The organism is Arthrobacter sp. BGA-UO-ETr-C19 (assembly GCF_059568005.1).
Genome location: NZ_JCAQPC010000023.1, coordinates 238,172 through 260,894, shown reverse-complemented (window position 1 = coordinate 260,894; position 22,723 = coordinate 238,172). Strand labels below are relative to the sequence as shown.

Below are 22,723 nucleotides of genomic sequence, written 5' to 3'. Positions count from 1 at the left end.
ATGCGTTTCAGACCAGCGCTAGGCAGCGAACAGGGCCGTCCGCACGGCCTTCTCAAAGCCGTCCACGTGTGCGCGGGCCAGCTCTGCCGACCGGGCCTCGTCCCCGTCGATCACCGCTTCAAGCAGCTCGACATGCTCGTGCACATGACGGGAAAGGTTCGGCAGGCGGTCCAGCACCATGCACCAAATCCGTGTTGCCAGATTGTCATAGCGGATCAGTGCGTCTTCCAGATGCGGATTTGCCGCTGCGGCGTAGATCCCCTGATGCACCCGGGCGTCCAGGCGCAGGGTCTCCACCACAGAAGCGCTCTCGACGTCGAAGGCCTCCACTTCCTCCACGATGAGGCGAAGGCGGTCCCGGGCGGCCGCTGTGGCCACCCGTGCGGCACGGGAGGCTGCGAGAGGCTCCAGCTGGGCACGGATTTCCGAGATGAATGCGAGGTCCGTAACCTCAACGCGCGTTGCGAATGTGCCGCGCCGCGGATAGGTCACCACGAGCCGGTCCACCTCCAGCCGTTTCAGCGCTTCCCTGACCGGAGTACGGCCCACGCCGAGTTCCTTTGCGATTCCCTCGTCGTAGAGCGGATCACCGGGCCGGATCTCCAGGGTCAGCAGGCTGTCACGTATCCGTTCATAGGCAACATCGGCCAGCGACCTCGAACCTCCGGCCTCCGTCACCGCCAAAGCTTCAAACGCCACCGCTCCGCCTCTCCCGGGCCAACATTCGCCTATTGACCTCATCCGCACACCAGTATACGCTGGCCACCACCCCTGATATATCAATAAGGTGATCAGCCATATATCTAAAGGATGCGACATGACCGCTGTGGACACAGCCACAAAGACCAGGCCGGCTGCGCAGACAGAAGCCTCTGAAGAAACCAAAAGCGGCAAGTTCGTGCTCACACTGTCGTGTGTCGAGCGTGCCGGCATCGTTCAGGCAGTGACCACGTTCCTGTTTGAGCGGGGATTCAACATCGAAGAGCACCAGCAGTTCGACGACGGCCTGCGCCAGACCCTGCACCTGCGCACGGCTTTCTCGGGAGCCACGGATTACGATCTTCAGGCGCTCGAGGAGGAGTTCGGCGCCATCGCGCAACGCTTTGAGATGAAGTTCAACGTCCACGACGAGACCAGGCCGCGGGTTCTGGTCATGGTGTCCAAGTTCGGGCATTGCCTCAACGACCTGATTTTCCGCTGGCGGGGCGGGAGCCTTGGCGGGGACCTGGCCCTGGTGGTTTCCAACCACGAGACGCACCGGGCAATGGCCGAGGCTGCCGGCCTGCCGTTCGTTCACATCCCGGTGACTCCGGAAACCAAGCAGGATGCCGAGCGGCGCCTGCTCGGGCTCGTGGATGAGTACGACATCGACCTCGTCGTCCTGGCCCGGTACATGCAGGTGCTTTCCGATGACCTGTGCCGGTCCCTCGAGGGCAGGGCCATCAACATCCACCACTCGTTCCTGCCGGGGTTCAAGGGTGCGCGCCCCTACCACCAGGCCTACGACCGCGGCGTCAAGCTGGTGGGCGCAACCGCGCACTACGTCACCGCCGACCTTGATGAGGGCCCGATCATCGAACAGGAAGTCATTCGCGTCGACCACAGCCACGGACCCACCACGCTCTCCACTATCGGGCAGGACGCAGAGGCTCTGGCGTTGTCCCGCGCGGTGCGGTGGCACTGCGAGCACCAGGTGCTGATCGACCAGGCCAGCACCATCGTCTTCCGCTAAGGCAGCCACCCACGGGCGGCGGAAACCCACTACTTAGATCAGCAGGAGAAACCCATATGGCATCCACGCCACGCATTGTCATCATCGGAGCCGGCATCGTCGGCACGAACCTGGCCGACGAACTGGTCGCCCGGGGCTGGAACAACATCACTGTCCTGGACCAGGGACCGTTGAACATGCCCGGCGGTTCCACGTCCCACGCTCCGGGCCTGGTCTTCCAGACCAACCCGTCCAAGACCATGGCCTCCTTCGCCAAGTACACAGTCGAGAAGCTGCTGTCGCTGACAGAGGACGGCGTGAGCTGCTTCAACCAGGTCGGCGGCCTGGAAGTCGCCACCACAGAAACCCGCCTCGCTGACCTGAAGCGGAAACTCGGTTACGCCTCCTCCTGGGGCATCGAAGGAAGCATTCTTTCCTCCGCTGAATGCAAGGAGCTGTACCCGCTCCTGAACGAGGAGAACGTTCTCGGCGGGCTCCATGTACCAAGCGACGGACTGGCCAGCGCCGCCCGCGCGGTTCAGCTGCTGATCAAACGCACGGAAGCGGCAGGAGTCAAATACCTGGGCTCCACGGCGGTGACCGGGATCGAGCAGTCCGATGGACGGGTCACCGGCGTCGAGACCAGCAACGGTCTCTTTCCGGCCGACATCGTCATCTCCTGTGCCGGGTTCTGGGGCGCGAAGATCGGCGCCATGATCGGCATGTCGGTTCCCCTGCTCCCGCTGGCCCACCAGTACGTGAAGACCACGGCGGTACCGCAGTTGCGCGGCCGCAATGAACTGCCGAACGGGGCCACGCTGCCGATCCTGCGCCACCAGGACCAGGACCTCTACTACCGGGAGCACGGCGAACGCTACGGCATCGGCTCCTACGCCCACCGCCCCATGCCCGTCGACCTCGACACCCTCGGCAGCTTCGCCCCGGAGGCCGTCAGCGAGCACAACATGCCCTCCCGCCTGGACTTCACCCTGGAGGACTTCCTGCCCGCGTGGGAGGCCTCAAAGCAGATCCTGCCCGGCCTGGCTGAAAGCGACATCGAGGATGGCTTCAACGGCATCTTCTCCTTCACCCCCGACGGCGGACCGCTCCTCGGTGAATCCAAGGAGCTCGACGGCTTCTTCGTGGCGGAGGCCGTGTGGGTCACGCACTCGGCAGGTGTCGCCAAGGCGATGGCCGAACTGCTGACCACCGGCCGGTCCGAAACCGACCTCGGCGAATGCGACATCACCCGCTTCGAGGACGTCCAACTCACCCCCGAATATGTCAGCGAAACCTCGCAGCAGAACTTCGTGGAAATTTACGACGTCCTCCACCCGCTACAGCCCAAACTCTCCCCCCGCAACCTCCGCGTCAGCCCCTTCCACGCCCGGCACAAGGAACTCGGAGCGTTCTTCCTGGAATCCGGCGGCTGGGAACGGCCCTACTGGTTCGAATCAAACGCCGCCCTCCTGAAAGAGATGCCGGCGCAATGGCTGCCCCCGGCCCGGGACGCCTGGTCCAACATGTTCAGCTCCCCCATCGCCGCGGCCGAAGCCTGGAAGACCCGCACGGCCGTGGCCATGTACGACATGACGCCGCTGAAGCGGCTCGAAGTTTCCGGGCCCGGCGCCCTGAAGCTCCTGCAGGAGCTGACGACGGCGGACCTGGCCAAGAAGCCCGGCGCGGTCACCTACACGCTGCTGCTCGACCACGCCGGCGGCGTGCGGAGCGACATCACCGTGGCCCGCCTGGACGAGGACACCTTCCAGCTCGGAGCCAACGGCAACATCGACACCGCCTACTTCACCAGGGCAGCCCGGCACCAGACCCAAAGCGGATCCGCCTCCGACTGGGTCCAGGTCCGCGACACCACCGGCGGCACCTGCTGCATCGGCCTCTGGGGCCCGCTGGCCCGCGACCTGGTCGGCAAGGTCAGCGACGATGATTTCACCAACGACGGGCTGAAGTACTTCCGGGCCAAGAGCGTTGTCATTGGCGGCGTCCCCGTCACGGCCATGCGCCTGTCTTATGTCGGTGAACTGGGCTGGGAGCTGTACACCTCCGCGGACAACGGACAAAGGCTCTGGGATGCGCTTTGGCAGGCAGGACAGCCCTTCGGGGTCATCGCCGCCGGACGGGCAGCGTTCAGCTCCCTGCGCCTCGAAAAAGGCTACCGCTCCTGGGGAACGGACATGACCACCGAACACGACCCCTTCGAGGCAGGCCTCGGCTTCGCCGTCAAAATGGCCAAGGAAAGCTTCATCGGCAAGGGCGCGCTCGAAGGCCGGACCGAAGAAGGCTCCGCCCGCCGGCTCCGGTGCCTGACCATCGACGACGGCCGGTCCATCGTCCTCGGCAAGGAACCCGTGTTCTACAAGGAACAGGCAGTGGGCTACGTGACCAGCGCCGCCTACGGCTACACCGTGGCCAAACCGATCGCCTACGCCTACCTCCCGGCCACCGTCTCGGTAGGCGATTCCGTCGAGATCGAATACTTCGGGCGGCGCATCACAGCCACCGTCACGGAAGAGCCGCTGTACGACCCGAAAATGACCAGGCTCCGCGGCTAAGCAGCCCGCAGGGCCCTTTGGGGACACGCAGCCCGGCTCATCCTCGCAACGGGAGCCGGGCTGCGTGCAGCCCCTTTCCGCTCCAGCCTCTACCAGCCCAGGAATGGACAAATGATCGGTTCAGAAACAATTAATGACTACCTCGGCAGGCTTGCCTCGCGGAAGCCCACCCCTGGTGGTGGTGCGGCCGCGGCGCTCCACGCGGCACAGGGTGCGGCCCTGGTGGCGATGGTCGCCAGATTCAGCACCGGCGGCAGATATGAGCAGCACGCAGAGACGACGTCCAGAATTATTGCCGCCGCCGACCAGCTCATCGGCGAGACGCTGGGGCTGGCCGACGCCGACGAAGCCGCCTTCAAAGCTGTCATCTCCTCCTATAAGTTGCCGGCGGAAGGCGACGCCGAACGTGAGGCGCGTGCAGCCGCCATCAACAACGCACTTGCCCAGGCCGCCGAACCGCCGGCCCGGCTGATCAAGCTGTCGGGCGCCGTCGTGGAACTCGCAGCCGAACTTCTGGATATTGCGAACCCGAATGTCATCAGCGACATTGCCGCCGCAGCCGACGCGGCCCGGGCAGCAGCCACCACGGCCCGCGTCAACATCGACATCAACGTCGTCGCCATTAAGGACGCCCAGGCGCGCGCCGCTTTGGCTGAACAGACTGACGGACTCGAAGAAAAAGTCGTGCTGGCAGCGGACTCGCTCTCGCGCCAGGTACGGGAAAGGATCCTCCAATGACGGCATCCCTGCTCTCCGGCAAGCCTCTCGCCAAACTGATCCAGCAGCAGGCCACGGTATTGGCCACGGTATTGACCGAAGAGGGCTCACGCCCTACCCTCGCCGTCGTGGTTGCGACGGAGGACAGCTCAACGCACTGGTACGTGCGCTCCATCGAGCGCGCCGCGGAAAACGCCGGCATCGGCTGCAGGATCATCGACCTCGGCCACGACGCGACCGAACAGGTACTCATCGCCGTGCTGAAGGACCTAAGCGCGGAGTCCTCCGTCAACGGCATCATCCTGCAGACTCCCCTGCCTCCCGGCGTCAGAACCCAGGAACTGGTGAAGTACATCGCCCCGGAAAAGGACATCGACGGTGCGAACCCACTGAGCCTGGGACTTCTCGCCGTCGGGGAACGCGCCTTCGCCCCGGCCACGGCACGCGCCGTAGTGGAAATACTGGACCACTTCGAAATCCCCGTGGCCGGCCGCAACGTGGTGGTGGTTGGCCGTTCCACCGTGGTTGGCAAGCCGCTGTCGCTGCTGCTGCTGCAGAAGGACGCCACCACGACCGTCTGCCACTCGAAGTCCGGCCCGCTCTCGAAGTACACCAAGGGTGCCGACGTCGTGGTTGTTGCCGCGGGGCGCACCGGGCTGCTCACCGGGCCGGATGTTTCGGAACATTCAGTGGTCATCGATGTGGGAACCAACGTGCTCTCCGATGGCTCACTCGCCGGCGACGTCGACGAAGCCAGTGTCCGTCCGGTGGCTTCCGCGCTGACGCCTGTCCCCGGTGGAGTGGGATCAGTCACCACCGCGCTGCTGCTTCTCCACACCGCCGAGGCGGCGCGCGAACAGTCACACGCAGCCCTGACGCCGGCCCTCACACGGTAACCCGGCTGCCCTGCAAAGATTCCAAGGAAGAGCCCATGGCCTCGAAAGCCCCCCGCGAGAACATCGACGAGTCAAAGCTGACCGTCAGCAAGCCCAAAACCAAGGCCGTGGGCATCCCCGCGGTGGCCAATGCCCTGAAAATCTCCCTGGAGCAGATGGGGCCGCTGCGCAGTGTCCAGACCCTGATGGCGGTCAACCAGATAGACGGCTTCGACTGCATGGGCTGCGCGTGGCCGGAACACGAGAAGCGCAATGCCGCGGAATTCTGCGAGAATGGCGCAAAGGCCGTGGCGGAGGAGGCTACCCGCCGCCGCGTCGGCCCGGAGTTCTTCGTCCGGCATTCCGTCGCCGACCTGAAGACCCGTGATGACTACTGGCTGGGGCAGCAGGGAAGACTGACCCACCCGATGGTCCTGGATGAGGGCGCAACCCACTACAAGCCCATCGGCTGGGACGACGCGCTGAAGCTGATCGCCCAGGAACTCAGGGACATGGAGCACCCCGACCAGAGCGTCTTCTACACGTCCGGCAGGACCTCCAACGAGGCGGCATTCGTGTACCAGCTGCTCGTCCGCGGCGTGGGCACCAACAACCTTCCGGACTGTTCAAACATGTGCCACGAGTCCTCCGGGTCGGCGCTGGTGGAGACCATAGGCATCGGCAAGGGATCTGTCAGCCTCACGGACCTGGAAACCGCCTCCCTCATCTTTGTGGCAGGCCAGAACCCGGGCACGAACCACCCTCGCATGCTCAGTGCCCTGGAAAAGGCCAAGAAAAACGGCGCCGCCATCGTCTCCGTCAACCCGCTCCCCGAGGCCGGACTCCTGCACTTCGAGAACCCACAGACCATCGCCGGAACGCTAGTGGGCACGCAACTGACTGACGACTTCCTGCAGATCAGGGCCGGTGGGGACCAGGCACTGTTCCAGGGCCTCGGGAAATACCTGCTGGACGCAGAACGTGCAGGCAGGAACACCCCGGGCCTGTCCACGGTATTTGACCACGACTTCATCAGGAACCATACGGTCGGCCTCGAGTCCTATCTCTCACAGCTGGAACAGGTGCAGTGGGACGACATCGTTGAGGCGACCGGCCTGACCATGGAGCAGATCAACGCCACCGGCGAACGGCTCCTGGCCTCGGGCTCCACCATCGCCTGCTGGGCGATGGGCCTGACGCAGCACAAGCACTCGGTGCCCACCCTTCGCGACGTCGTCAATGTCCTGCTGCTGCAGGGCAATATCGGCAAACCCGGAGCGGGAGTCTGCCCGGTCCGCGGACACTCCAACGTCCAGGGCGACCGGACCATGGGCATCTTCGAACGGATGCCCGAGTCCTTCCACGACCGGCTCGACCAGGAATTCCAGTTCCGTTCACCCCGGGCGCACGGCTACGACACCGTCGCCGCAATCCGGGCGATGCGTGACGGCAAGGTCAGGCTGTTCGTGGGCATGGGCGGGAACTTCGTGCGGGCTGCTCCGGACTCGGAAGCCACCGAGAAGGCCCTGGCCAATACCCGGCTGACCGTGCAGATCTCGACGAAACTGAACCATTCGCACCTGTCGACTGGAAGGCGTGCCCTGATCCTCCCGACGCTGGGCCGCACCGAGCGGGATACGCAGCGGTCCGGTGACCAAAGGGTCACCGTGGAGGATTCCATGAGCGCTGTTCATGCATCCCGCGGCCGGCTCAAGCCCGCCGGCGAGCACCTGATGTCCGAGGTGGCCATCGTCTGCAATCTCGCGCACAAGGTGTTCACGGACGCCGACGGCCAGCCCCGCCCCAACACGCCGGTGGCCGAGTGGCTCGCGCTCCGGGACGACTACTCCCTGGTCAGGAAACACATCGAGGCCGTCATCGATGGCTTCGAGAATTTCGAAGAGAGAATCCAGCACCCCGGCGGCTTCGTTCTGCCCCACCCGCCACGGGACAACAGGGAATTCAAGACCCCGTCCGGCAAGGCGCACTTCACGTCCAATGCCCTGGAGTACCTTCGGGTCCCGCCCGGCCGGCTGATCCTGCAGACCCTGCGTTCGCACGACCAGTACAACACCGCCATTTATGGAAAGGACGACCGGTACCGCGGAATCCACGGCGGCCGGCGCGTGGTGCTGGTCAACGCGGCGGACATCGCCGAGCTGGGTTATGCCGACGGCGACATGGTGGACCTGGTCTCGGAGTTCCGTGGAACGGAACGCAGGGCGGAGAACTTCCGCATCGTCAGCTACTCGACACCGAAGGGTTGCGCAGCCGCCTACTACCCGGAAACCAACGTGCTGGTTCCGCTGGACTCCGTCGCTGACACCAGTGGAACCCCGACGTCGAAGTCCTTAGTGGTGCGGATGGAACGAGCCGGGGCAAAGGCATCGGAAAATCAGATTCCTGCAACCCTTCCGCTCTGATATATCTTTCCGATATATTTGGAATATCAGGGCGCTCGCCGATGGCATGGCGCCCGCGCTCGCGTCACCAAGTGCACGGAGCAGGTTCGTTTCCCGTAAACGGTGTTTCGGAGGCCTGAAATACCTGGGGAGGTAAGCGCCGAAGCACCGCTTTCGGGAAACGAACAAGAGGGGCCTGTCGATCAGTTTGAGTCCACTTAGCGCCGCAATCAGAGCCTGAACGGGACCACATTTCGCCCCGAAACGCCTGCGCAGTCGCATGGCCGCCGGGCGCGGCACAGCCCAGTCGCAGGGACCGAAACTGGGGCCGTACTGGGATGCACACCTCGTCCAGGAGCGGCTCGGCCGCCCCACATCGCTCCCATGATGCACGGTACACGTAGAGGCGCAGGCGGAGCCGGTCGTTAATGAACTCGACCCGTGAGTCCCCTGCTTCACCCGCGGGGCATGGTGTGACGGTGGAGACAAATTCATCCGCAAGGATGTGCCCCCCACCCGCCGCGGTTGTTGTCCACGATCTTGATGCTGGCCCGGCCGCATTTACTGTGCAACGTCAGACCCCATCCGGGCCTGTTGCGTTATCCACGCTTCTGATGCGGCAATCTGGCCATACCAGGGGAAATGTCCCAGCTCTTCCGGTTCAGGCCCCCCGCGTGGTGACGCCGATGGTCGGGGTTAGACGTTGCGGTCGCATGCGTGGGGGTTGCGGTGCCGGGGCTGCGGGATGGGTTTCCCCTGTTCTCCTTTGCCAAAGTTTGCCAAAACGATTTGTCCTGCGGCCCGCGAATTACTGTATGGCGGCTGCCCTGGCGTGGTCAAGGGCTCCAAAAGTTGCAAAGTGACGCTTGACACGCAGCCGCCATCGGCCCTAATGTGATGCCAAGTCGATTTGGCAAAACGGTTTTGCACCGTGACTTGTAGCTTCCGAGCCCCACCCCAATGTAGATTCCGTTCAAAAGAAAGGGAGTCGACAGCGATGTCCTCTCGAACCAAGATTTCCCGGATCACCGCCATTGGCGGTCTGTCCACCGCGGTGCTTCTGGCAGCAACCGCCTGCGGCGCGGGGGGCCCGGCAGCGACGTCGGGTAGCGCCGCGAGCACCGTCAACGTCCTCGTCGAGGCCGGCGGCCACGCCGAACTGACAGGCGTCGCCGAACAGTGCAAGAAAGACACAGGCGTTACCGCCAACTTCGTCGAACTGCCTTACGACGGTATGTTCAACAGGCTCTCGGGCGAGTTCTCCTCCGGCAACGTCTCCTTCGACGTCGCGGCGCTGGACTCCGTTTGGCTTCCCAGCTTCAAGGATGCGGTCCAGCCCATTGACGAGCTCTTCACCGACGAGGCCAAGAAGGACATCTTCCCCGCGCTCGTGAAGGAAGCGAACGTGGACGGGCACTTCATCGGCATGCCGGCCTGGACTAACTCCGAAATCATCCTGTACCGCAAGGACCTGTTCGACGATGCCAAGAACAAGGCCGACTTCAAGGCCAAATACGGTTACGACCTCGCGGCTCCGACCACGTGGAAGCAATACCAGGACATCTCCGAATTCTTCACAAAGGACGGCATGTACGGCACTGACGTGAAGGGCGGCGTCGAAACCGAATGGCTGGCCCATGTCCTGCAGGCCGGTTCCCCGATGGTCATTGACGAGAACAACAACGTCGTGATCGACAACGCCGCGCACAAGGACGCGCTCGACTTCTACACCAGCCTGGTCAAGTCCGCCCCTCCCGGCGCTGCTCAGGTTGACTGGGCAGCCGCGCAGAACCTGTTCAACCAGGGCAAGACCGCGATGACCCGGTTCTGGGCCCACGCCTACCGCCAGATCCCCAAGGATGCCCCGGTCGCGGGCAAGGTCGGCGCGGCTCCGATGATCGGCGGCTCCGCCGGTGTTGCCGGTGTTCCGGGCCCCTGGTACCTTGCCGTGCCCAAGGCAACCAAGAACAGCGACGCTGCCAAGAAGTTCATCAAGTGCGCCTATGACCACAACGACCTGGGCATCGAATCCAGCCTCGGCCTGGCCTCGCGCATCTCGGCCTTCGAGAAGTACCAGGACAAGGCCGGCTACGAGAGCTTCAAGCCGCTCATCGAGACCCTCAAGGGCCAGGCAACGGCCACGCGCCCTGCTACGGCCAAATGGCAGCAGATCGTGGACACCGTCTTGGTTCCCCTGCTGCAAAAAGCCGTAGCCGGCGGCGACTCCGCCACTCTCTTGGCCGACGCGAAAAAGCAGATCCAAGACCTCCTCAAGTAAGACTCCACGGCCGGCACCCCCTGATGCTGCACTGACGGCAGAAGGGGTGCCGGCCGCGGACCCAACCAGCGGAAGAGAACCCCGTGCGTATCCCTGATCGCCGCTTCGCCCTTTATTTGATGACCCCGGCGGCCTTGTTCCTCGCAGTCTTCGTTGCCTACCCCCTGTTCAGGCTCGTGGCCGACAGTTTCTTCAAGATTTCCCCCATCCTCGGCGGTCCCCGCGACTTCGTGGGCCTGGACAACTACGTCCGCGCCTTCGCCTCCGAGGCCTTCATGGGCGCGGGCTGGCGGACCCTCGCCTATACCGTGGTGGTGGTGACGCTCGAATTCGCCCTCGGCCTGGGCATGGCGCTGCTGTTCACCACCCTCGGCCGGAAGTCCCAGATCTGGCGGACCGCCTTCCTCTACCCGCTCATGATCGCCCCGATCGTCGCCGGCCTGCTGTGGAAGTTCCTGATGATCGACAACTTCGGTCTCATCGGCACCCTCCTTCACCAAGCGGGCATCCTCTCCAACCCGAACCAGATCGGCTGGCTCTCGGACCCGAACATCGTGCTCTTCTCGGTGGCCGTCCCGGACATCTGGCTGACCACCTCGTTCATGTGTCTCGTGTTGTTCGCCGGTCTCCAGAACATCCCCGGCGACCTGATCGAAGCTGCCCGTCTCGATGGTGCCAGGGCTCCTGCGCTTCTGTTCCGGATCATCCTGCCGCTGCTCCGCCCGGTGATCGCCGTGGCACTGGTGGTCCGGGGCATCGACGCCGCCCGGGCCTTCGACACCATCCTCATCCAGACCAACGGCGGACCGCAGTCCGCCTCCGAAACCATGAGCCTGCTGATCTACCGCACCATGATCCGCTTCGGCGATCCTGGCCTGGCCAGCGCAATGGGCACCATCTATCTGCTGGCCATGCTCGCCGTCGCGTTCTTCGCGGTGACCACCATCTGGCGACCAGGAAAGGACACCTGATGCGCGTCGCAGAAAGAGTCAAGCACGACGGCGGGAAGCTGGCTGCAGTGCCTGCCAAGCCTTCTGCGGAGACTTCCGCACCGGACGGCGGGCGCCGGCGTCGGGCCGTGAACCGCGAGGGACTGGAAGCCGGCAAGCGCAGTACGCGCACCGTCCTCTGGATCCTGCTGGCCGTAGCCATGGTGCTGTACGGATTCCCCTTCCTGTACCTGCTGTTCACATCCTTCAAGGCCCCGATCGACACCATCGCCGTTCCGCCCACCATTCTCCCGAAGGAATGGACACTGGAGAACTACGCGAACGCCTTGGGTCGCAGTGGAGTGCTGGCGTCGTTCATCAACAGCGCACAGACCGCCATCATCAGCACCCTGCTGTCACTGGTCCTGGCGGTTCCCGCGGCGTATGGGATCACCCGCTACAAGACACCCAGTGGCCGGGTGTTTATCATGGCCGCACTGGTCACCCGCATGGTGCCGCCGGTAGCCATCGGCATTCCGCTGGCAACTATGATGTCCTCCGTGGGACTTTCGGACACCCCGATTGCCCTCTCCATCGCCCACACCACCATCTCGCTGCCGCTGTCCATCTGGCTGATGTCCAGCTTCTTCGAAGCAGTGCCCAAGGACCTGGAGGAAGCGGCCACCGTGGATGGCTGCAGCAGGCTTGGCGCCCTGTGGCGGGTGGTCATCCCGGTGGTCTCCGGCGGCATCGCGGTCACCGCGATCTTCGCCTTCCTGGCCTCCTGGAACGAGTTCCTCTTCGCCCTCCTCATGACGGCAATCCGCTCCCAGACCACCCCCGTGGTCATCGCGAATTTCCAGACCCAGTTCGGGCTTGACTGGGGATCCATGACGGCCCTGGCCGCCGTCTACTCGATCCCGGTCATCCTCCTCACCCTTCTCTTGCAGCGCAAGATCGTCGCCGGCATGACGCTCGGCGCCGTCAAGGGCTGAGGAACCACAGCACAAAGGGAAGAACCTATGTCAAGCAACAACTACTACGACGTGACCACGTGGCCCGTCGGCAATCCGTCCGAGGACGTCGGTGAAGTAATCAACAGCATCATCGCCGACATCAAGGCCCGGCAGACGGTCACCGATGCGAACAATGGAGGAAAGCCAGGCGCGGTGATCTACATTCCGCCCGGGGACTACCACCTTCGTACGCAGGTGGTGATCGACGTCAGCTTCCTCAGGATCCATGGCTCGGGACACGGCTTTACGTCCTCGAGCATCCGGTACAACGTTCCCGAAGACGAATGGCCCGACTTGCATGAGCTGTGGCCCGGAGGGAGCCGCATTCTCGTCGACATTCCCCTCGGTGGAGACGGGGAGGAATCCAAGGGAGCCGCCTTCTACGTTGAGCGAAGCGGGAGCCCGCGGATCAGCTCGGTCGAGTTCTCCAACTTCTGCATCGACGGATTGCACTTCACCTCGGATGGCTCGGCGATGCATCCCGAGAACACCTACGTCAACGGCAAGACCGGTATCTATGTGGCGAGCGCCAATGACTCATTCCGCGTGAACGGCATGGGGTTCGTCTACCTTGAGAACGCGCTCACTATCTATAACGCGGACGCGCTTTCCATTCACGATAACTTCATCGCTGAATGCGGAAGCTGCATCGAGCTGCGCGGGTGGGGACAGGCATCCAAGATCACCGACAACCTGGTCGGAGCCGGCTTCAAGGGTCACTCGATCTACGCCCAGAACCACGGCGGGCTCCTGATAACCGCGAACAACGTCTTCCCCCGCGGTGCGAGCAGCGTCCATCTCGACGGCGTCACGCGTTCAAGCGTCACCAACAACCGTTTGCATTCGTTCTACCCCGGGATGCTGATTCTTGCGGCGAATAGTTCGGAGAACCTCGTGGCCACGAATCACTTCCTGCGTGACCATGAGCCCTGGACGCCTTTCCTGGGAGTCGACAACGGACGGAACGACCTTTACGGACTTCTCTGTGTCAGCGGCAGCAACAACTCTGTCATCGGCAACCATTTCTCCCAGATCATCGACTCGCAGAGCATCCGGCCGGCAGGTGCGACGCCCGTCATCATCCGGCTGGTGGAGGGGGCTGGCAACTTCGTCTCCAACAACCACGTGGTGGCGATGGACGTCCGCTCCACGTCGAGTGACTCCTGTTTCTCGGCTCAGGTGGACGCTCTGTTGACGACCGAGGCGTCGGACGGTCTCGCGGTTACGGCCGTCATGGTCGATTCCGAATCAGCCCGGAATACGATCCTTGATTCCGGAAGTGACGCCCAAGTCATCGCGGATAGGGCCGTCAACGCCTTGAGGGCCACACCTACGGTCGGTTTCCAGGGCGGCGCCGCCGGCCGGAGCACGGGCTCTGGGACGATTATGTCGAACGCAGGATCAGCACCAACACCATGAGGACGTGGGAGACCAAATGACCAACAGATCAGTCGGTATCAAGGATGTGGCGGCCGCGGCCGGAGTCTCTGTCACGACCGTCTCCCACGTCCTCAATGACGTTGCCTACGCCCGCGTGGGTGCAGGAACGAGAGAACGGGTCCACGAAGCGGCCCAACGGCTGGGTTACGGGCCCAACCGGCTCGCCCAGGCGCTGCGCACTCAACGCTCCGGGATGATCGGGTTCATCAGCGAGGAAATCGCCACCACCCCGCACGCAGGCAGGATCATCCTCGGGGCCGAGGAAACGGCGCGTGCCCGCGGGTACCGCATCATGATCATCAACTCCACCAGCACCAGCTCCCAGGGTTCCAAGGAAAGCCAGGTGGCGGATCTCCTGGATCGGCAGGTGGACGGCATCCTGTACGCCACGATGTATCACCGGAAGCTGGCTGTCCCCAAGAACCTGGCCGGACTGCCGGCAGTCCTGGTGGACTCCGAAGACATCAGCCACACTGTTTCCTCCGTCATCCCCGACGAAGTGGGCGGCGCAAGGTCGGCCGTGCAAGCCCTGATCGACGCCGGGCACACCCGGATCGGCATGCTCAACAACACAGACGACGTGCCGGCAACTCACTCCCGGCTCAGGGCCTTCAAGGACACGCTGGCGGATGCCGGGCTGCCGTTCCACGAAGAACTGGTCCAGTCCGAGCATTCGGAGGTACCCGGCGGCTACCAGGCCGCCCTGCGCCTGCTGAAACCCCAAAGCCGGCCCACCGCCGTGTTCTGCTACAACGACCGCATGGCCATGGGCGCATACCGGGCCGCCGGGGAACTTGGTCTTAGGATTCCGGACGACATTTCCGTCGTCGGTTTCGACAACCAACAACTCATCGCCGAAAACCTCTACCCCGCGCTGACGACCGTCGCCCTGCCCCACTACGAAATGGGCGCATGGGCAACCGACAACCTGATCGACGCCATCGAAGGAAAAACCGACCTGCAGCTGTTCGCCGCTCACTCGACCGTTCTTCCCTGTCCCATGGTTCTTCGCGATTCCGTCGCCTCCCCAAGAGACAAGGGCGATTCCAGTAGAGCAGCACCGAACTCACCCACGCGCGCCAACACCTGACCTCGAGCGCGTCCAGTAGAGGACGCGCCCAACATTCCAAGGACCTCGAATGCACAGCTCCCCAGTTCCCCCACGCCCTGAAACGGATGTCGTCGTCGTCGGCGAGGCCATAATCGACATCATTGACACCGCCGCAGGGCCGATCGAGTTTCCAGGCGGATCGGGGATGAACGTCGCGTTCGGACTCGGTCGGCTGGGCATCAGCACCGCGTTCCTCACCGCACTGGGCAGGGACGAACGCAGCATGAACATCCAACAGCATCTGGACACCGCGGGAGTACGCCTGCTTCCGGGAGCCGAACACCTCAACCGCACATCCACTGCCAGGGCGCTTCTGGACAGCAGCGGTTCCGCAGAATATGAATTCGACGTCGAATGGAACCTCCCCCAAATCAGCCCCACTTTCCTCCCGAAGGTTCTGCATACCGGGTCACTGGCCTCCTTCATAGAGCCCGGAGCAACCCAAGTCCGGTCCTTGCTGGAACTGTTCTCCCGCCGCTGCTTGATCACGTACGACCCCAACATCCGCCCGACACTGCTTCACAGCCACACTGAAGCACTCAGGACCTTCGAACACACTGTTGCCCTGGCTACCGTCGTGAAGCTCAGCTCGGACGATGCCCAGTGGCTCTACCCCCGCACGTCTCCCCACGACGTCGCGCGGCGGCTGCTTGATCTCGGGACGGAACTGGCAATCATCACGGATGGCGCATCCGGATCCTATCTGCTGTCGAATGCCGCCGAGATCGAAGTGCCGGCACCACCAGTGGTCGTCAAAGATACTGTCGGCGCAGGCGACTCCTATATGTCTTCGCTTATTGCTGGCCTCATCGAGGACCCCGAGGACGATTTCGGCTACGGCAAACTCACACGCCTGGGAACGGCCGCCTCGGTCGCTGCGGCCATAACAGTCGGACGGCACGGAGCGAACCCGCCAACACGGGCAGAACTGATCCGATCTCTGGAACTGGCCCAGACTTCCCGAAAGAACTCCGATGACTGAAACAACAACGCACTCCGCCGGCTCCGCCGAAGACACCGCCCCTGACGTCCGGCCGATACTTCACTACACAGCCAAGAACACTTGGCTGAACGACCCCAACGGACTCGTGTGGCACCAGGGCGTCTACCACCTCTTCTACCAAAACAACCCCTTCGACAATGTCTGGGGCAACATGTCTTGGGGACATGCCACCTCAGCCGACCTTCTGCACTGGACCGAACACCCGGTTGCCATCGCCTGCGACGAGGAAGAAGACGTCTTTTCAGGCAGCATCGTGGTGGACCACGGCAATACGTCGGGATTCGGCACAGTGGAAGATCCGGCCTTGGTGGCCATCTACACGAGCGCCTTCAAGGAAGGCTCGGTGCATCGAGGGACACAAGCCCAGTCCCTCGCGTTTTCCACGGACGCCGGCATGACATGGAGCAAATACGCAGGCAATCCGGTGCTTGGCCGCGGCTCGGCCCATTTCCGGGACCCCAAGGTGTTCCGCTATGAGGGACCGGCCGGTTCCTGCTGGGTCATGGTGGCGGTGGAGGCCCAGCACCAGCAGGTTGTGCTGTACCGCTCGGCCAACCTCAGGGACTGGGAATACCTGAGCACCTTCGGCCCTGCAAACGCCGCAGGAGGCGAATGGGAATGCCCCGACCTGTTCCCGCTCCCCGTCGACGGAGATCCGGACAACGTCAAGTGGGTCCTGGTGGTCAATATCAACCCGGGTGCCGTGGCCGGTGGCTCGGGAGGGCAGTACTTCGTCGGCGACTTCGATGGGGTGCAGTTCACCGCCGACCCTGATTCACTCGTTCCGGCGGATACCGACGGGACCACGGATCTCAAAGACTGTCTGTGGCTTGACTGGGGACGTGACTACTACGCCGCCGTCTCCTTCAGCAATGCCCCGGAGGACCGCCGCATCATGATCGGCTGGATGAACAACTGGGACTATGCCAACACCTTGCCCACGTCTCCTTGGCGCTCCGGGATGTCGCTTGCCCGCGAGGTCGAGCTCGCGACGGTGGACGGTCTGCCGCGCCTGGTGCAGCGCCCGGTGCTGCCGTTGGACCGTGGGGAGCCGGCCCGCGCCATCCAGGACGTGGAACTTCGCGACTCCCTGTTGCAACTGCCCGACGCGATGCCCGGATCAGCGCAGCTGATCGAGGCCGAGATCCTGCCCGGCACGGCCCGGACCGTTGCTTTCACGCTTCTCGGCGCACCGGGCGGCACCGCCGGAACGGTTCTCAGCTTTGATGCCGTGACGAGTCGGCTCACCCTGGATCGCCGCAACTCCGGAAACACCGCCTTCCACGAAAAGTTCGCGTCCGCTGAGTCGGCACCGGTGAAGCTCGACGGCGGCGTGCTGAGGCTGCGTGTAATCGTCGACCAGTGCTCGGTGGAGGTCTTCGCCCAAGGCGGCAGGGTCGTCCTGAGCGATCTGGTGTTCCCCCTGTCCGGGAGCCTGGGCACCGACGTGTGTGTGGAGGGCGGCACGGCCATTGTGCGGAAACTGGCCGTCACGGCCTTGTCCTGAAGCAGGTCAGCCGGTCCACGGTCAGCCGGTCCACCATCGCGGCGCGCAGTCGCGGCGGGCTTCCTCGCACGTGGAAGGTGTACGTAAGGGCAAACGTTGTGTTCCTGTAAATGACGCCCCTGCGCCCGCGGCGTCTAGGATCAGAGGTGTGAAGCAGGCGGGATGGCGCAGAGCCTGACCGCTGGTCACGGCGACAACACGGGAGCACCTCTGATGGCTGCAAGAGACGATCCAAGGACCGGCAGGGATCCGGACGCCCAAGGCGGAGGCGTCCAGTCCGTTGACCGCGCCCTCCAGATTTTGGAGATCCTGGCCCGGGACGGACACGCGGGCGTCAGCGACATCGCGGACGAAATGGGCGTCCACAAGTCCACCGTCTCGCGGCTGCTCGGATCGCTGGTGTCCAGGGAGATCGTGCGGCAGAACAACGACCGCGGCAAGTATCAGCTGGGCTTTGGCATCCTTCGGCTGGCCAGCTCCATTCCCGGCAGGCTGAGCCTGGTGCACGAGGCACGTCCCATCCTGGAGGGCCTCGCAGATCAGTACAAGGAAACCGTCAACCTCGCCGTCCTGCGGTCCAACTACGCGGTGAACGTGGACCAGGCCATGGGCCCGTCAACGCTGGCCACATCCGACTGGGTGGGCAGCCTCACGCCCCTTCATGCCACCTCCAGCGGCAAGGTGCTGCTGGCAGCACTGCCGGTTGAAGAACGCTCCCGGATCCTCCAGCAGGTCGGCCTTCCGGCCCGCACCCCGCGGACCATCACGGACCGGGACACCTTGGAAAACCAGCTCCTCGACGTCTCCCGCAACGGCTACGCCGTTGTCCACGAGGAATTCGAGATCGGACTGACCGCGGTTGCCGTGCCCGTCTACAACCACTTCGGGACGGTCATCGGGTCCGTCAGCATCTCCGGCCCCGCCTTCCGCTTCGACCCGGAAAATACGCCCGGCCTGATCCAGGGGCTCCAGGAGGCCGGCCTGAACATCAGCGGAAAAATGGGCTACACCCACCGGTGACCCCGGCCGCTGGGCCGGGGTCACCGCAAGGGCTTAGGAGGCGGGGGTGGCTGCGGTTTCTTTGCGCTGCAGGGTTTCGGCCCGTTCCTCCAGCGGCGGGGTATCCGCGGTGAGGCCCAGCAGGGCTTCTCCGGACAGCGGGACGTCGCTTACCTTTTCCTGGATCCAGTCGTGGAAAGCGCCGATGTGGTGTTCGCTGGGGACGAGCACGCCGCCCTTGGCGTAGGACTTGGATGCCATGCCCGGCTGGCAGCGCTCGCACGCGTCGAAGTCCTGCATGTTCACGCGGTGGAACAGCTCAACGGAGGCGCTGACGTCCTTGCCTGACTCCACCACGGAGGGCAGGTACAGCCAGTCGCATTCGACGATCGTGTGGTCTGCGGACATCGGGAACATGCGGTGGATGATCACGTGGTCAGGGACCAGGTTCACGAAGACGGTCGGCTTGATCGTGATCGCGTAGTAGCGCCGGTCCTGGTCTTCGCCGACGCCCGGGATGATGTCCAGGCCCTCGGAGCCGTCCACGGTGAAGCCCTTGATGTCCTCACCGAACTCCGCGCCGTGGCCCACGAAGTACTGAGCGGCCAGGCCGTCGGCGAACTCGGGGAGCACCTCGGTCAGTTCCGGATGGATGGTGGCGCAGTGGTAGCACTCCATGAAGTTCTCGATGATGAGCTTCCAGTTTGCCTTCACGTCGTAGCGGATCCGGCGGCCGACGGACAGGTTCGCCACGTCGTACCCGTCAATGGCGTGCACGTTGCCCAGGCGTTCCTCGATCGCGCCCATCACTTCCTCTTCGAAGGACGGCGGTTCCTCGGCCAGGCAGACCCACACGTAGCCGAGGTATTCGCGGATGTGGACCTTGGACAGGCCGTATTCGTCACGGTCGATGTCGGGCATCTTGGTCAGGTTCGGGGCGGCGATCAGCTTGCCCTCGAAGTCATAGGTCCAGGCGTGGTAGGGGCACTGGAAGTTGCGGGCCGCTTCGCCCTTTTCCTCCATGCACAGCTTCACGCCGCGGTGCCGGCAGACGTTGTAGAAGGCCCGGATCTCGCCCTTGCGGGTCCGCGAGATCAGCACGCTTTCCCGGCCTACCTGCACCGTCTGCCATGCCCCGGGCTTGTCCAGGTCCGCGGACCGGATCGCGCAGAACCACATCTGCTCGAAAATACGTTCCTGCTCGGCCCGGAAGATAGCCGGATCCGTGTACAGGTGCCCGCCCAGCGTCGGGATCAGGCTCGGGGTGGATACCTCAACAGACAATTTGTTCTCCTAACAAAACAACCACAAACAACACGAATGACAAGAAAAGTTGGGGCTAAAGCCCCGCGGCGGCGCCAGCAAGGGCGGGTCCGCCCGCCGGCGTCAAAACTGAGGGCACGACGGCGGCTGCCGGCTTGGGCGCAGACGGCGCGAGGCTCCTGCGCCACTTGGTGAACAGCCGTGGCTGGTTCATGCCCAGTACGGCGACGGGAACGTCATCCCGGTAGTAGACGGCCAGCAGGCTGTGATCGGCAGCGTCCCCCGCTTCGACGTCCAGGCGGTCGTAGCCGGCCGAGTGGCCGGCGAACTGGATCTTTACGCCGTGCTGGTCCGACCAGAAGTACGGCGGCTTCAGCGGCTGCGCCGGGGCGTCGTCATCGAGCAGCGCCAGCACAGCCAGGGCCGCGCGCTCCAGCGCACCCGTCCAGTGCTCCACCCGGCGGTGCCTGTCGACGGCGGCGTCAAACCAAGCGGCGCAATCGCCTACTGCCACAATGCCCGGAACGTTGGTGCGCCCCATCGCATCGCACAGCACGCCGCCGTCGACCTCCACGCCGGAACCGGCGAGCCATTCAGCGTTCGGCTCCGCACCGATGCCCACCACCACAACGTCCGCAGCGACGAACGTCCCGTCGGCCAGCCGAAGGCCGGTGACGTTTCCCTCGCCTGCGTAGAAGTCTTCAATAACAGCCGAGGAGATGAGCCGGACGCCTTTGGCGGCGTGCAGGCCGCCCACTACCGAGCCCATCTCCATGCCCAGCTGGGCGGCGAACGGTACGGGCTTGGTGTCAACGAGGGTCACGTCCATCCCGCGGGAGGCGGCGGAAGAGGCAACCTCGGCGCCGACGAAGCCTGCCCCGATGACGGCCATCTTGCTTCCCGGCACCAGTTCCGGCGCCAGGCTTTGCGCATCGGCGAGGGTGCGCAGGGAGAAGACGTTGCTCAAGCCAGCGAGGGCCGGCAGTTGGCGGGCCCGTGCACCGGTGGCGATGACGATGCCATCGGCCTGGACAACCTGGCCGTTGGCCAGGCTGATGGTTTTCGAATCAGCGTCCAGGGACACCGCACGTGTACCCAGCAGCCATTCGGCGTCGAGGTCGTCAGTTTCGGTTTCCAGGGACAGGTCTTCGGCCGTGATGGACCCCAGCAGGAAGTCCTTGGAGAGCGGCGGCCTGTCGTACGGACGGTGCTCTTCATCGCCGATGATGACGAGCCGTCCGGTGAAGCCTTGGGCGCGGGCTGCCCGCGCGGCGGAAAGACCGGCCAGCGAGGCTCCCACGATCGCAAGTGTCTGCATTTCTTCACCCTCTTTCTATTGCGTTTGGCGCAACAACAATCGCTATATGCAACAGCGTGATCCATGCCACGGTGACTGTCAAGGGGTTGGTGACTCATTAAAGAAGGAGGGCGTAATCGGGCCCTTAGCCCTTGACAAAACAGTGTGAGCGAAAGCACTCTGTTGCATATTACGACTGCTGTTGAGCTATACGGAACAGACCGTCGACAGCATCCATATTCCTACCTTCCCCACAAGAAAAGAGGCCCCCCATGCACAAGGCATGCCCGCTCAGCGAACTGGCACCAGGGGAAGCCCTGCGCCTGAACACAGCACCGCCCATCGCCGTTTTCCACACCGAAGAGGGCGAGCTCTTCGCCATCGACGACACCTGCACCCACCAGGACGCCTCGCTGACCGACGGCTGGGTGGAAGGCTGCGAGGTCGAGTGCCCGCTGCACGCCTCCAAGTTCAGCCTCCGGACCGGACAGGTTGACGCACCGCCGGCCAAACTCCCCGTCCGCACACACGAAGTCACTGTTGTCGATGGCGACATCATGGTCATCGAGTCCGACGAGGAACCCAACCTTCCCCCCGGACTGACCGTGAACGGCCACGTCTAGGCAATCCCCGCCCTGCCACCATTTTCGCTGCCGCTACTCCACAGGAGAAAATTTTGTCCACAGTCCTTGAAGGCGCGCCCGCAGTCGGTGCCAGTGCCAAAGCCCGCAACGCTGAATTTGTCCTGACCCTGGCCTGCCCCGAACGGCCGGGCATCGTCCGCGCCATCACCACATTCCTGGCCGACCGCGGCTTCGACATCGTTGAGCACCAGCAGTTCGACGACCACGTCAGCGGCAAGCTCTACCTGCGCACCGCCTTTGGTTTCGACAAGCTCAACCAACGGGATCAGCAGACGGCCGAAAGCCTCAGCTCCGAGTTCGCGGCCATCGCCGGCGAATTCGGCATGGAATTCAGCATCCACGACGGACGCCCGCAGCGGCTGCTGGTCATGGTGTCGAAGTTCGGCCACTGCCTGAACGACCTCATCTTCCGCTGGCGGGCGGGCAGCCTGGGTGCGGAGATCGCCGTCGTGGTTTCCAACCACGAGGACCTGCGGCCGATGGCCGAGGCGGCCGGACTGCCCTTCATCCACGTGCCGGTGACCGCCGGCACCAAGCCCGAAGCCGAGGCCCGCCTGCTGGATCTGGTAGCCGAATACGATGCCGATCTCGTGGTGCTGGCCCGCTACATGCAGGTGCTGTCCGACGATCTGTGCCGCCAGCTGCGCGGACGGGCCATCAACATCCACCACTCGTTCCTGCCCGGGTTCAAGGGCGCGAAGCCCTACCACCAGGCCTATGACCGCGGGGTCAAGCTCGTCGGCGCCACCGCACACTACGTCACGGCGGACCTCGACGAAGGCCCCATCATCGAGCAGGAGGTCTTCCGGGTGGACCATGCCCTCGACCCGGACGCGCTGGTGACGGTGGGCAGGGACGCGGAGACCCAGGCGCTCTCCCGTGCCGTGAAGTGGCACTGCCAGCACCGCGTCCTGCTCAACAAAACCCGCACCGTCGTATTCCGCTAATTTTCCGCTAACGC

The 22,723-nt window shown here is 64.0% G+C and carries 18 protein-coding genes; 15 read left to right on the top strand and 3 right to left on the bottom strand.

The window, feature by feature from the left end; translation table 11 throughout:
* Nucleotides 1-18: 18 nt before the first annotated feature.
* Nucleotides 19-699, bottom strand: a complete 681-nt coding sequence (locus AC57BR_RS17315) for a GntR family transcriptional regulator (protein WP_496362736.1) — start codon at nucleotides 697-699, stop codon at nucleotides 19-21.
* A 118-nt stretch (nucleotides 700-817) separates the two neighbouring features.
* On the opposite strand from AC57BR_RS17315, the gene purU (AC57BR_RS17310) reads away from it, so the two are divergent.
* The 13 genes from purU (AC57BR_RS17310) to AC57BR_RS17250 all read left to right on the top strand — a co-directional run bounded on the left by purU (AC57BR_RS17310) (nucleotide 818) and on the right by AC57BR_RS17250 (nucleotide 18,579).
* Complete coding sequence (gene purU / locus AC57BR_RS17310) at nucleotides 818-1,732, top strand: formyltetrahydrofolate deformylase (protein ID WP_496362734.1); 915 nt, start codon at nucleotides 818-820, stop codon at nucleotides 1,730-1,732.
* A gap of 56 nt (nucleotides 1,733-1,788) precedes the next feature.
* A complete protein-coding gene (locus tag AC57BR_RS17305; RefSeq protein ID WP_496362732.1) occupies nucleotides 1,789-4,281 on the top strand; it encodes a GcvT family protein in 2,493 nt (830 codons plus the stop codon).
* Between the two features lie 111 nt (nucleotides 4,282-4,392).
* Entirely contained in the window at nucleotides 4,393-5,019 is a 627-nt protein-coding gene (locus AC57BR_RS17300) for a cyclodeaminase/cyclohydrolase family protein (RefSeq protein WP_496362730.1), read from the top strand.
* Nucleotides 5,016-5,894: a bifunctional 5,10-methylenetetrahydrofolate dehydrogenase/5,10-methenyltetrahydrofolate cyclohydrolase gene (locus tag AC57BR_RS17295; RefSeq protein ID WP_496362728.1), complete on the top strand. Its 879-nt coding sequence runs from the start codon at nucleotides 5,016-5,018 to the stop codon at nucleotides 5,892-5,894. The genes AC57BR_RS17300 and AC57BR_RS17295 overlap by 4 nt, the downstream gene beginning before the upstream one ends.
* A 35-nt stretch (nucleotides 5,895-5,929) precedes the next feature.
* Nucleotides 5,930-8,296 (top strand): FdhF/YdeP family oxidoreductase, encoded by a 2,367-nt coding sequence (locus tag AC57BR_RS17290; protein ID WP_496362726.1) that lies wholly within the window; start codon nucleotides 5,930-5,932, stop codon nucleotides 8,294-8,296.
* A gap of 976 nt (nucleotides 8,297-9,272) precedes the next feature.
* A complete protein-coding gene (locus tag AC57BR_RS17285; RefSeq protein WP_496362724.1) occupies nucleotides 9,273-10,553 on the top strand; it encodes an ABC transporter substrate-binding protein in 1,281 nt (426 codons plus the stop codon).
* Nucleotides 10,554-10,636: 83 nt separating this feature from the next.
* A complete protein-coding gene (locus AC57BR_RS17280; protein ID WP_496362722.1) occupies nucleotides 10,637-11,524 on the top strand; it encodes a carbohydrate ABC transporter permease in 888 nt (295 codons plus the stop codon).
* The gene (locus AC57BR_RS17275; RefSeq protein WP_496362720.1) at nucleotides 11,524-12,477 is read left to right on the top strand and encodes a carbohydrate ABC transporter permease; all 954 of its coding nucleotides are present in this window, start codon (nucleotides 11,524-11,526) and stop codon (nucleotides 12,475-12,477) included. The genes AC57BR_RS17280 and AC57BR_RS17275 overlap by 1 nt, the downstream gene beginning before the upstream one ends.
* A gap of 27 nt (nucleotides 12,478-12,504) precedes the next feature.
* Nucleotides 12,505-13,917, top strand: a complete 1,413-nt coding sequence (locus tag AC57BR_RS17270) for a NosD domain-containing protein (RefSeq protein WP_496362718.1) — start codon at nucleotides 12,505-12,507, stop codon at nucleotides 13,915-13,917.
* 16 nt (nucleotides 13,918-13,933) lie between these two features.
* A complete protein-coding gene (locus tag AC57BR_RS17265; protein WP_496362716.1) occupies nucleotides 13,934-15,028 on the top strand; it encodes a LacI family DNA-binding transcriptional regulator in 1,095 nt (364 codons plus the stop codon).
* Between the two features lie 49 nt (nucleotides 15,029-15,077).
* On the top strand, nucleotides 15,078-16,031 hold the full coding sequence (locus AC57BR_RS17260; protein ID WP_496362714.1) for a carbohydrate kinase family protein: 954 nt from the start codon (nucleotides 15,078-15,080) through the stop codon (nucleotides 16,029-16,031).
* Nucleotides 16,024-17,559: a glycoside hydrolase family 32 protein gene (locus tag AC57BR_RS17255; RefSeq protein ID WP_496362712.1), complete on the top strand. Its 1,536-nt coding sequence runs from the start codon at nucleotides 16,024-16,026 to the stop codon at nucleotides 17,557-17,559. The genes AC57BR_RS17260 and AC57BR_RS17255 overlap by 8 nt, the downstream gene beginning before the upstream one ends.
* A 213-nt stretch (nucleotides 17,560-17,772) precedes the next feature.
* Nucleotides 17,773-18,579 carry an IclR family transcriptional regulator gene (locus AC57BR_RS17250; protein ID WP_496362710.1) on the top strand — a complete coding sequence of 269 codons (807 nt, stop codon included), beginning with the start codon at nucleotides 17,773-17,775 and terminating at the stop codon, nucleotides 18,577-18,579.
* Between the two features lie 33 nt (nucleotides 18,580-18,612).
* Here AC57BR_RS17250 and AC57BR_RS17245 read toward each other — a convergent pair whose 3' ends face one another.
* On the bottom strand, nucleotides 18,613-19,842 hold the full coding sequence (locus AC57BR_RS17245) for an aromatic ring-hydroxylating oxygenase subunit alpha (protein ID WP_496362708.1): 1,230 nt from the start codon (nucleotides 19,840-19,842) through the stop codon (nucleotides 18,613-18,615).
* 55 nt (nucleotides 19,843-19,897) lie between these two features.
* Nucleotides 19,898-21,139, bottom strand: coding sequence for an NAD(P)/FAD-dependent oxidoreductase (locus AC57BR_RS17240; RefSeq protein ID WP_496362706.1), 1,242 nt, complete (start codon nucleotides 21,137-21,139; stop codon nucleotides 19,898-19,900).
* Between the two features lie 251 nt (nucleotides 21,140-21,390).
* Here AC57BR_RS17240 and AC57BR_RS17235 point away from each other — a divergent pair, with 251 nt between their 5' ends.
* Entirely contained in the window at nucleotides 21,391-21,741 is a 351-nt protein-coding gene (locus AC57BR_RS17235) for a bifunctional 3-phenylpropionate/cinnamic acid dioxygenase ferredoxin subunit (RefSeq protein ID WP_496362704.1), read from the top strand.
* A gap of 53 nt (nucleotides 21,742-21,794) precedes the next feature.
* Nucleotides 21,795-22,709: a formyltetrahydrofolate deformylase gene (gene purU / locus AC57BR_RS17230; RefSeq protein WP_496362702.1), complete on the top strand. Its 915-nt coding sequence runs from the start codon at nucleotides 21,795-21,797 to the stop codon at nucleotides 22,707-22,709.
* Nucleotides 22,710-22,723: the final 14 nt, after the last annotated feature.

Coding starts and splice junctions, on each gene's coding strand:
- purU (WP_496362734.1), top strand. CDS start 818: ATGACCGCTGTGGACACAGCCACAAAGACCAGGCCGGCTGCGCAGACA.
- AC57BR_RS17305 (WP_496362732.1), top strand. CDS start 1,789: ATGGCATCCACGCCACGCATTGTCATCATCGGAGCCGGCATCGTCGGC.
- AC57BR_RS17300 (WP_496362730.1), top strand. CDS start 4,393: ATGATCGGTTCAGAAACAATTAATGACTACCTCGGCAGGCTTGCCTCG.
- AC57BR_RS17295 (WP_496362728.1), top strand. CDS start 5,016: ATGACGGCATCCCTGCTCTCCGGCAAGCCTCTCGCCAAACTGATCCAG.
- AC57BR_RS17290 (WP_496362726.1), top strand. CDS start 5,930: ATGGCCTCGAAAGCCCCCCGCGAGAACATCGACGAGTCAAAGCTGACC.
- AC57BR_RS17285 (WP_496362724.1), top strand. CDS start 9,273: ATGTCCTCTCGAACCAAGATTTCCCGGATCACCGCCATTGGCGGTCTG.
- AC57BR_RS17275 (WP_496362720.1), top strand. CDS start 11,524: ATGCGCGTCGCAGAAAGAGTCAAGCACGACGGCGGGAAGCTGGCTGCA.
- AC57BR_RS17270 (WP_496362718.1), top strand. CDS start 12,505: ATGTCAAGCAACAACTACTACGACGTGACCACGTGGCCCGTCGGCAAT.
- AC57BR_RS17265 (WP_496362716.1), top strand. CDS start 13,934: ATGACCAACAGATCAGTCGGTATCAAGGATGTGGCGGCCGCGGCCGGA.
- AC57BR_RS17260 (WP_496362714.1), top strand. CDS start 15,078: ATGCACAGCTCCCCAGTTCCCCCACGCCCTGAAACGGATGTCGTCGTC.
- AC57BR_RS17255 (WP_496362712.1), top strand. CDS start 16,024: ATGACTGAAACAACAACGCACTCCGCCGGCTCCGCCGAAGACACCGCC.
- AC57BR_RS17250 (WP_496362710.1), top strand. CDS start 17,773: ATGGCTGCAAGAGACGATCCAAGGACCGGCAGGGATCCGGACGCCCAA.
- AC57BR_RS17240 (WP_496362706.1), bottom strand. CDS start 21,139: ATGCAGACACTTGCGATCGTGGGAGCCTCGCTGGCCGGTCTTTCCGCC.
- AC57BR_RS17235 (WP_496362704.1), top strand. CDS start 21,391: ATGCACAAGGCATGCCCGCTCAGCGAACTGGCACCAGGGGAAGCCCTG.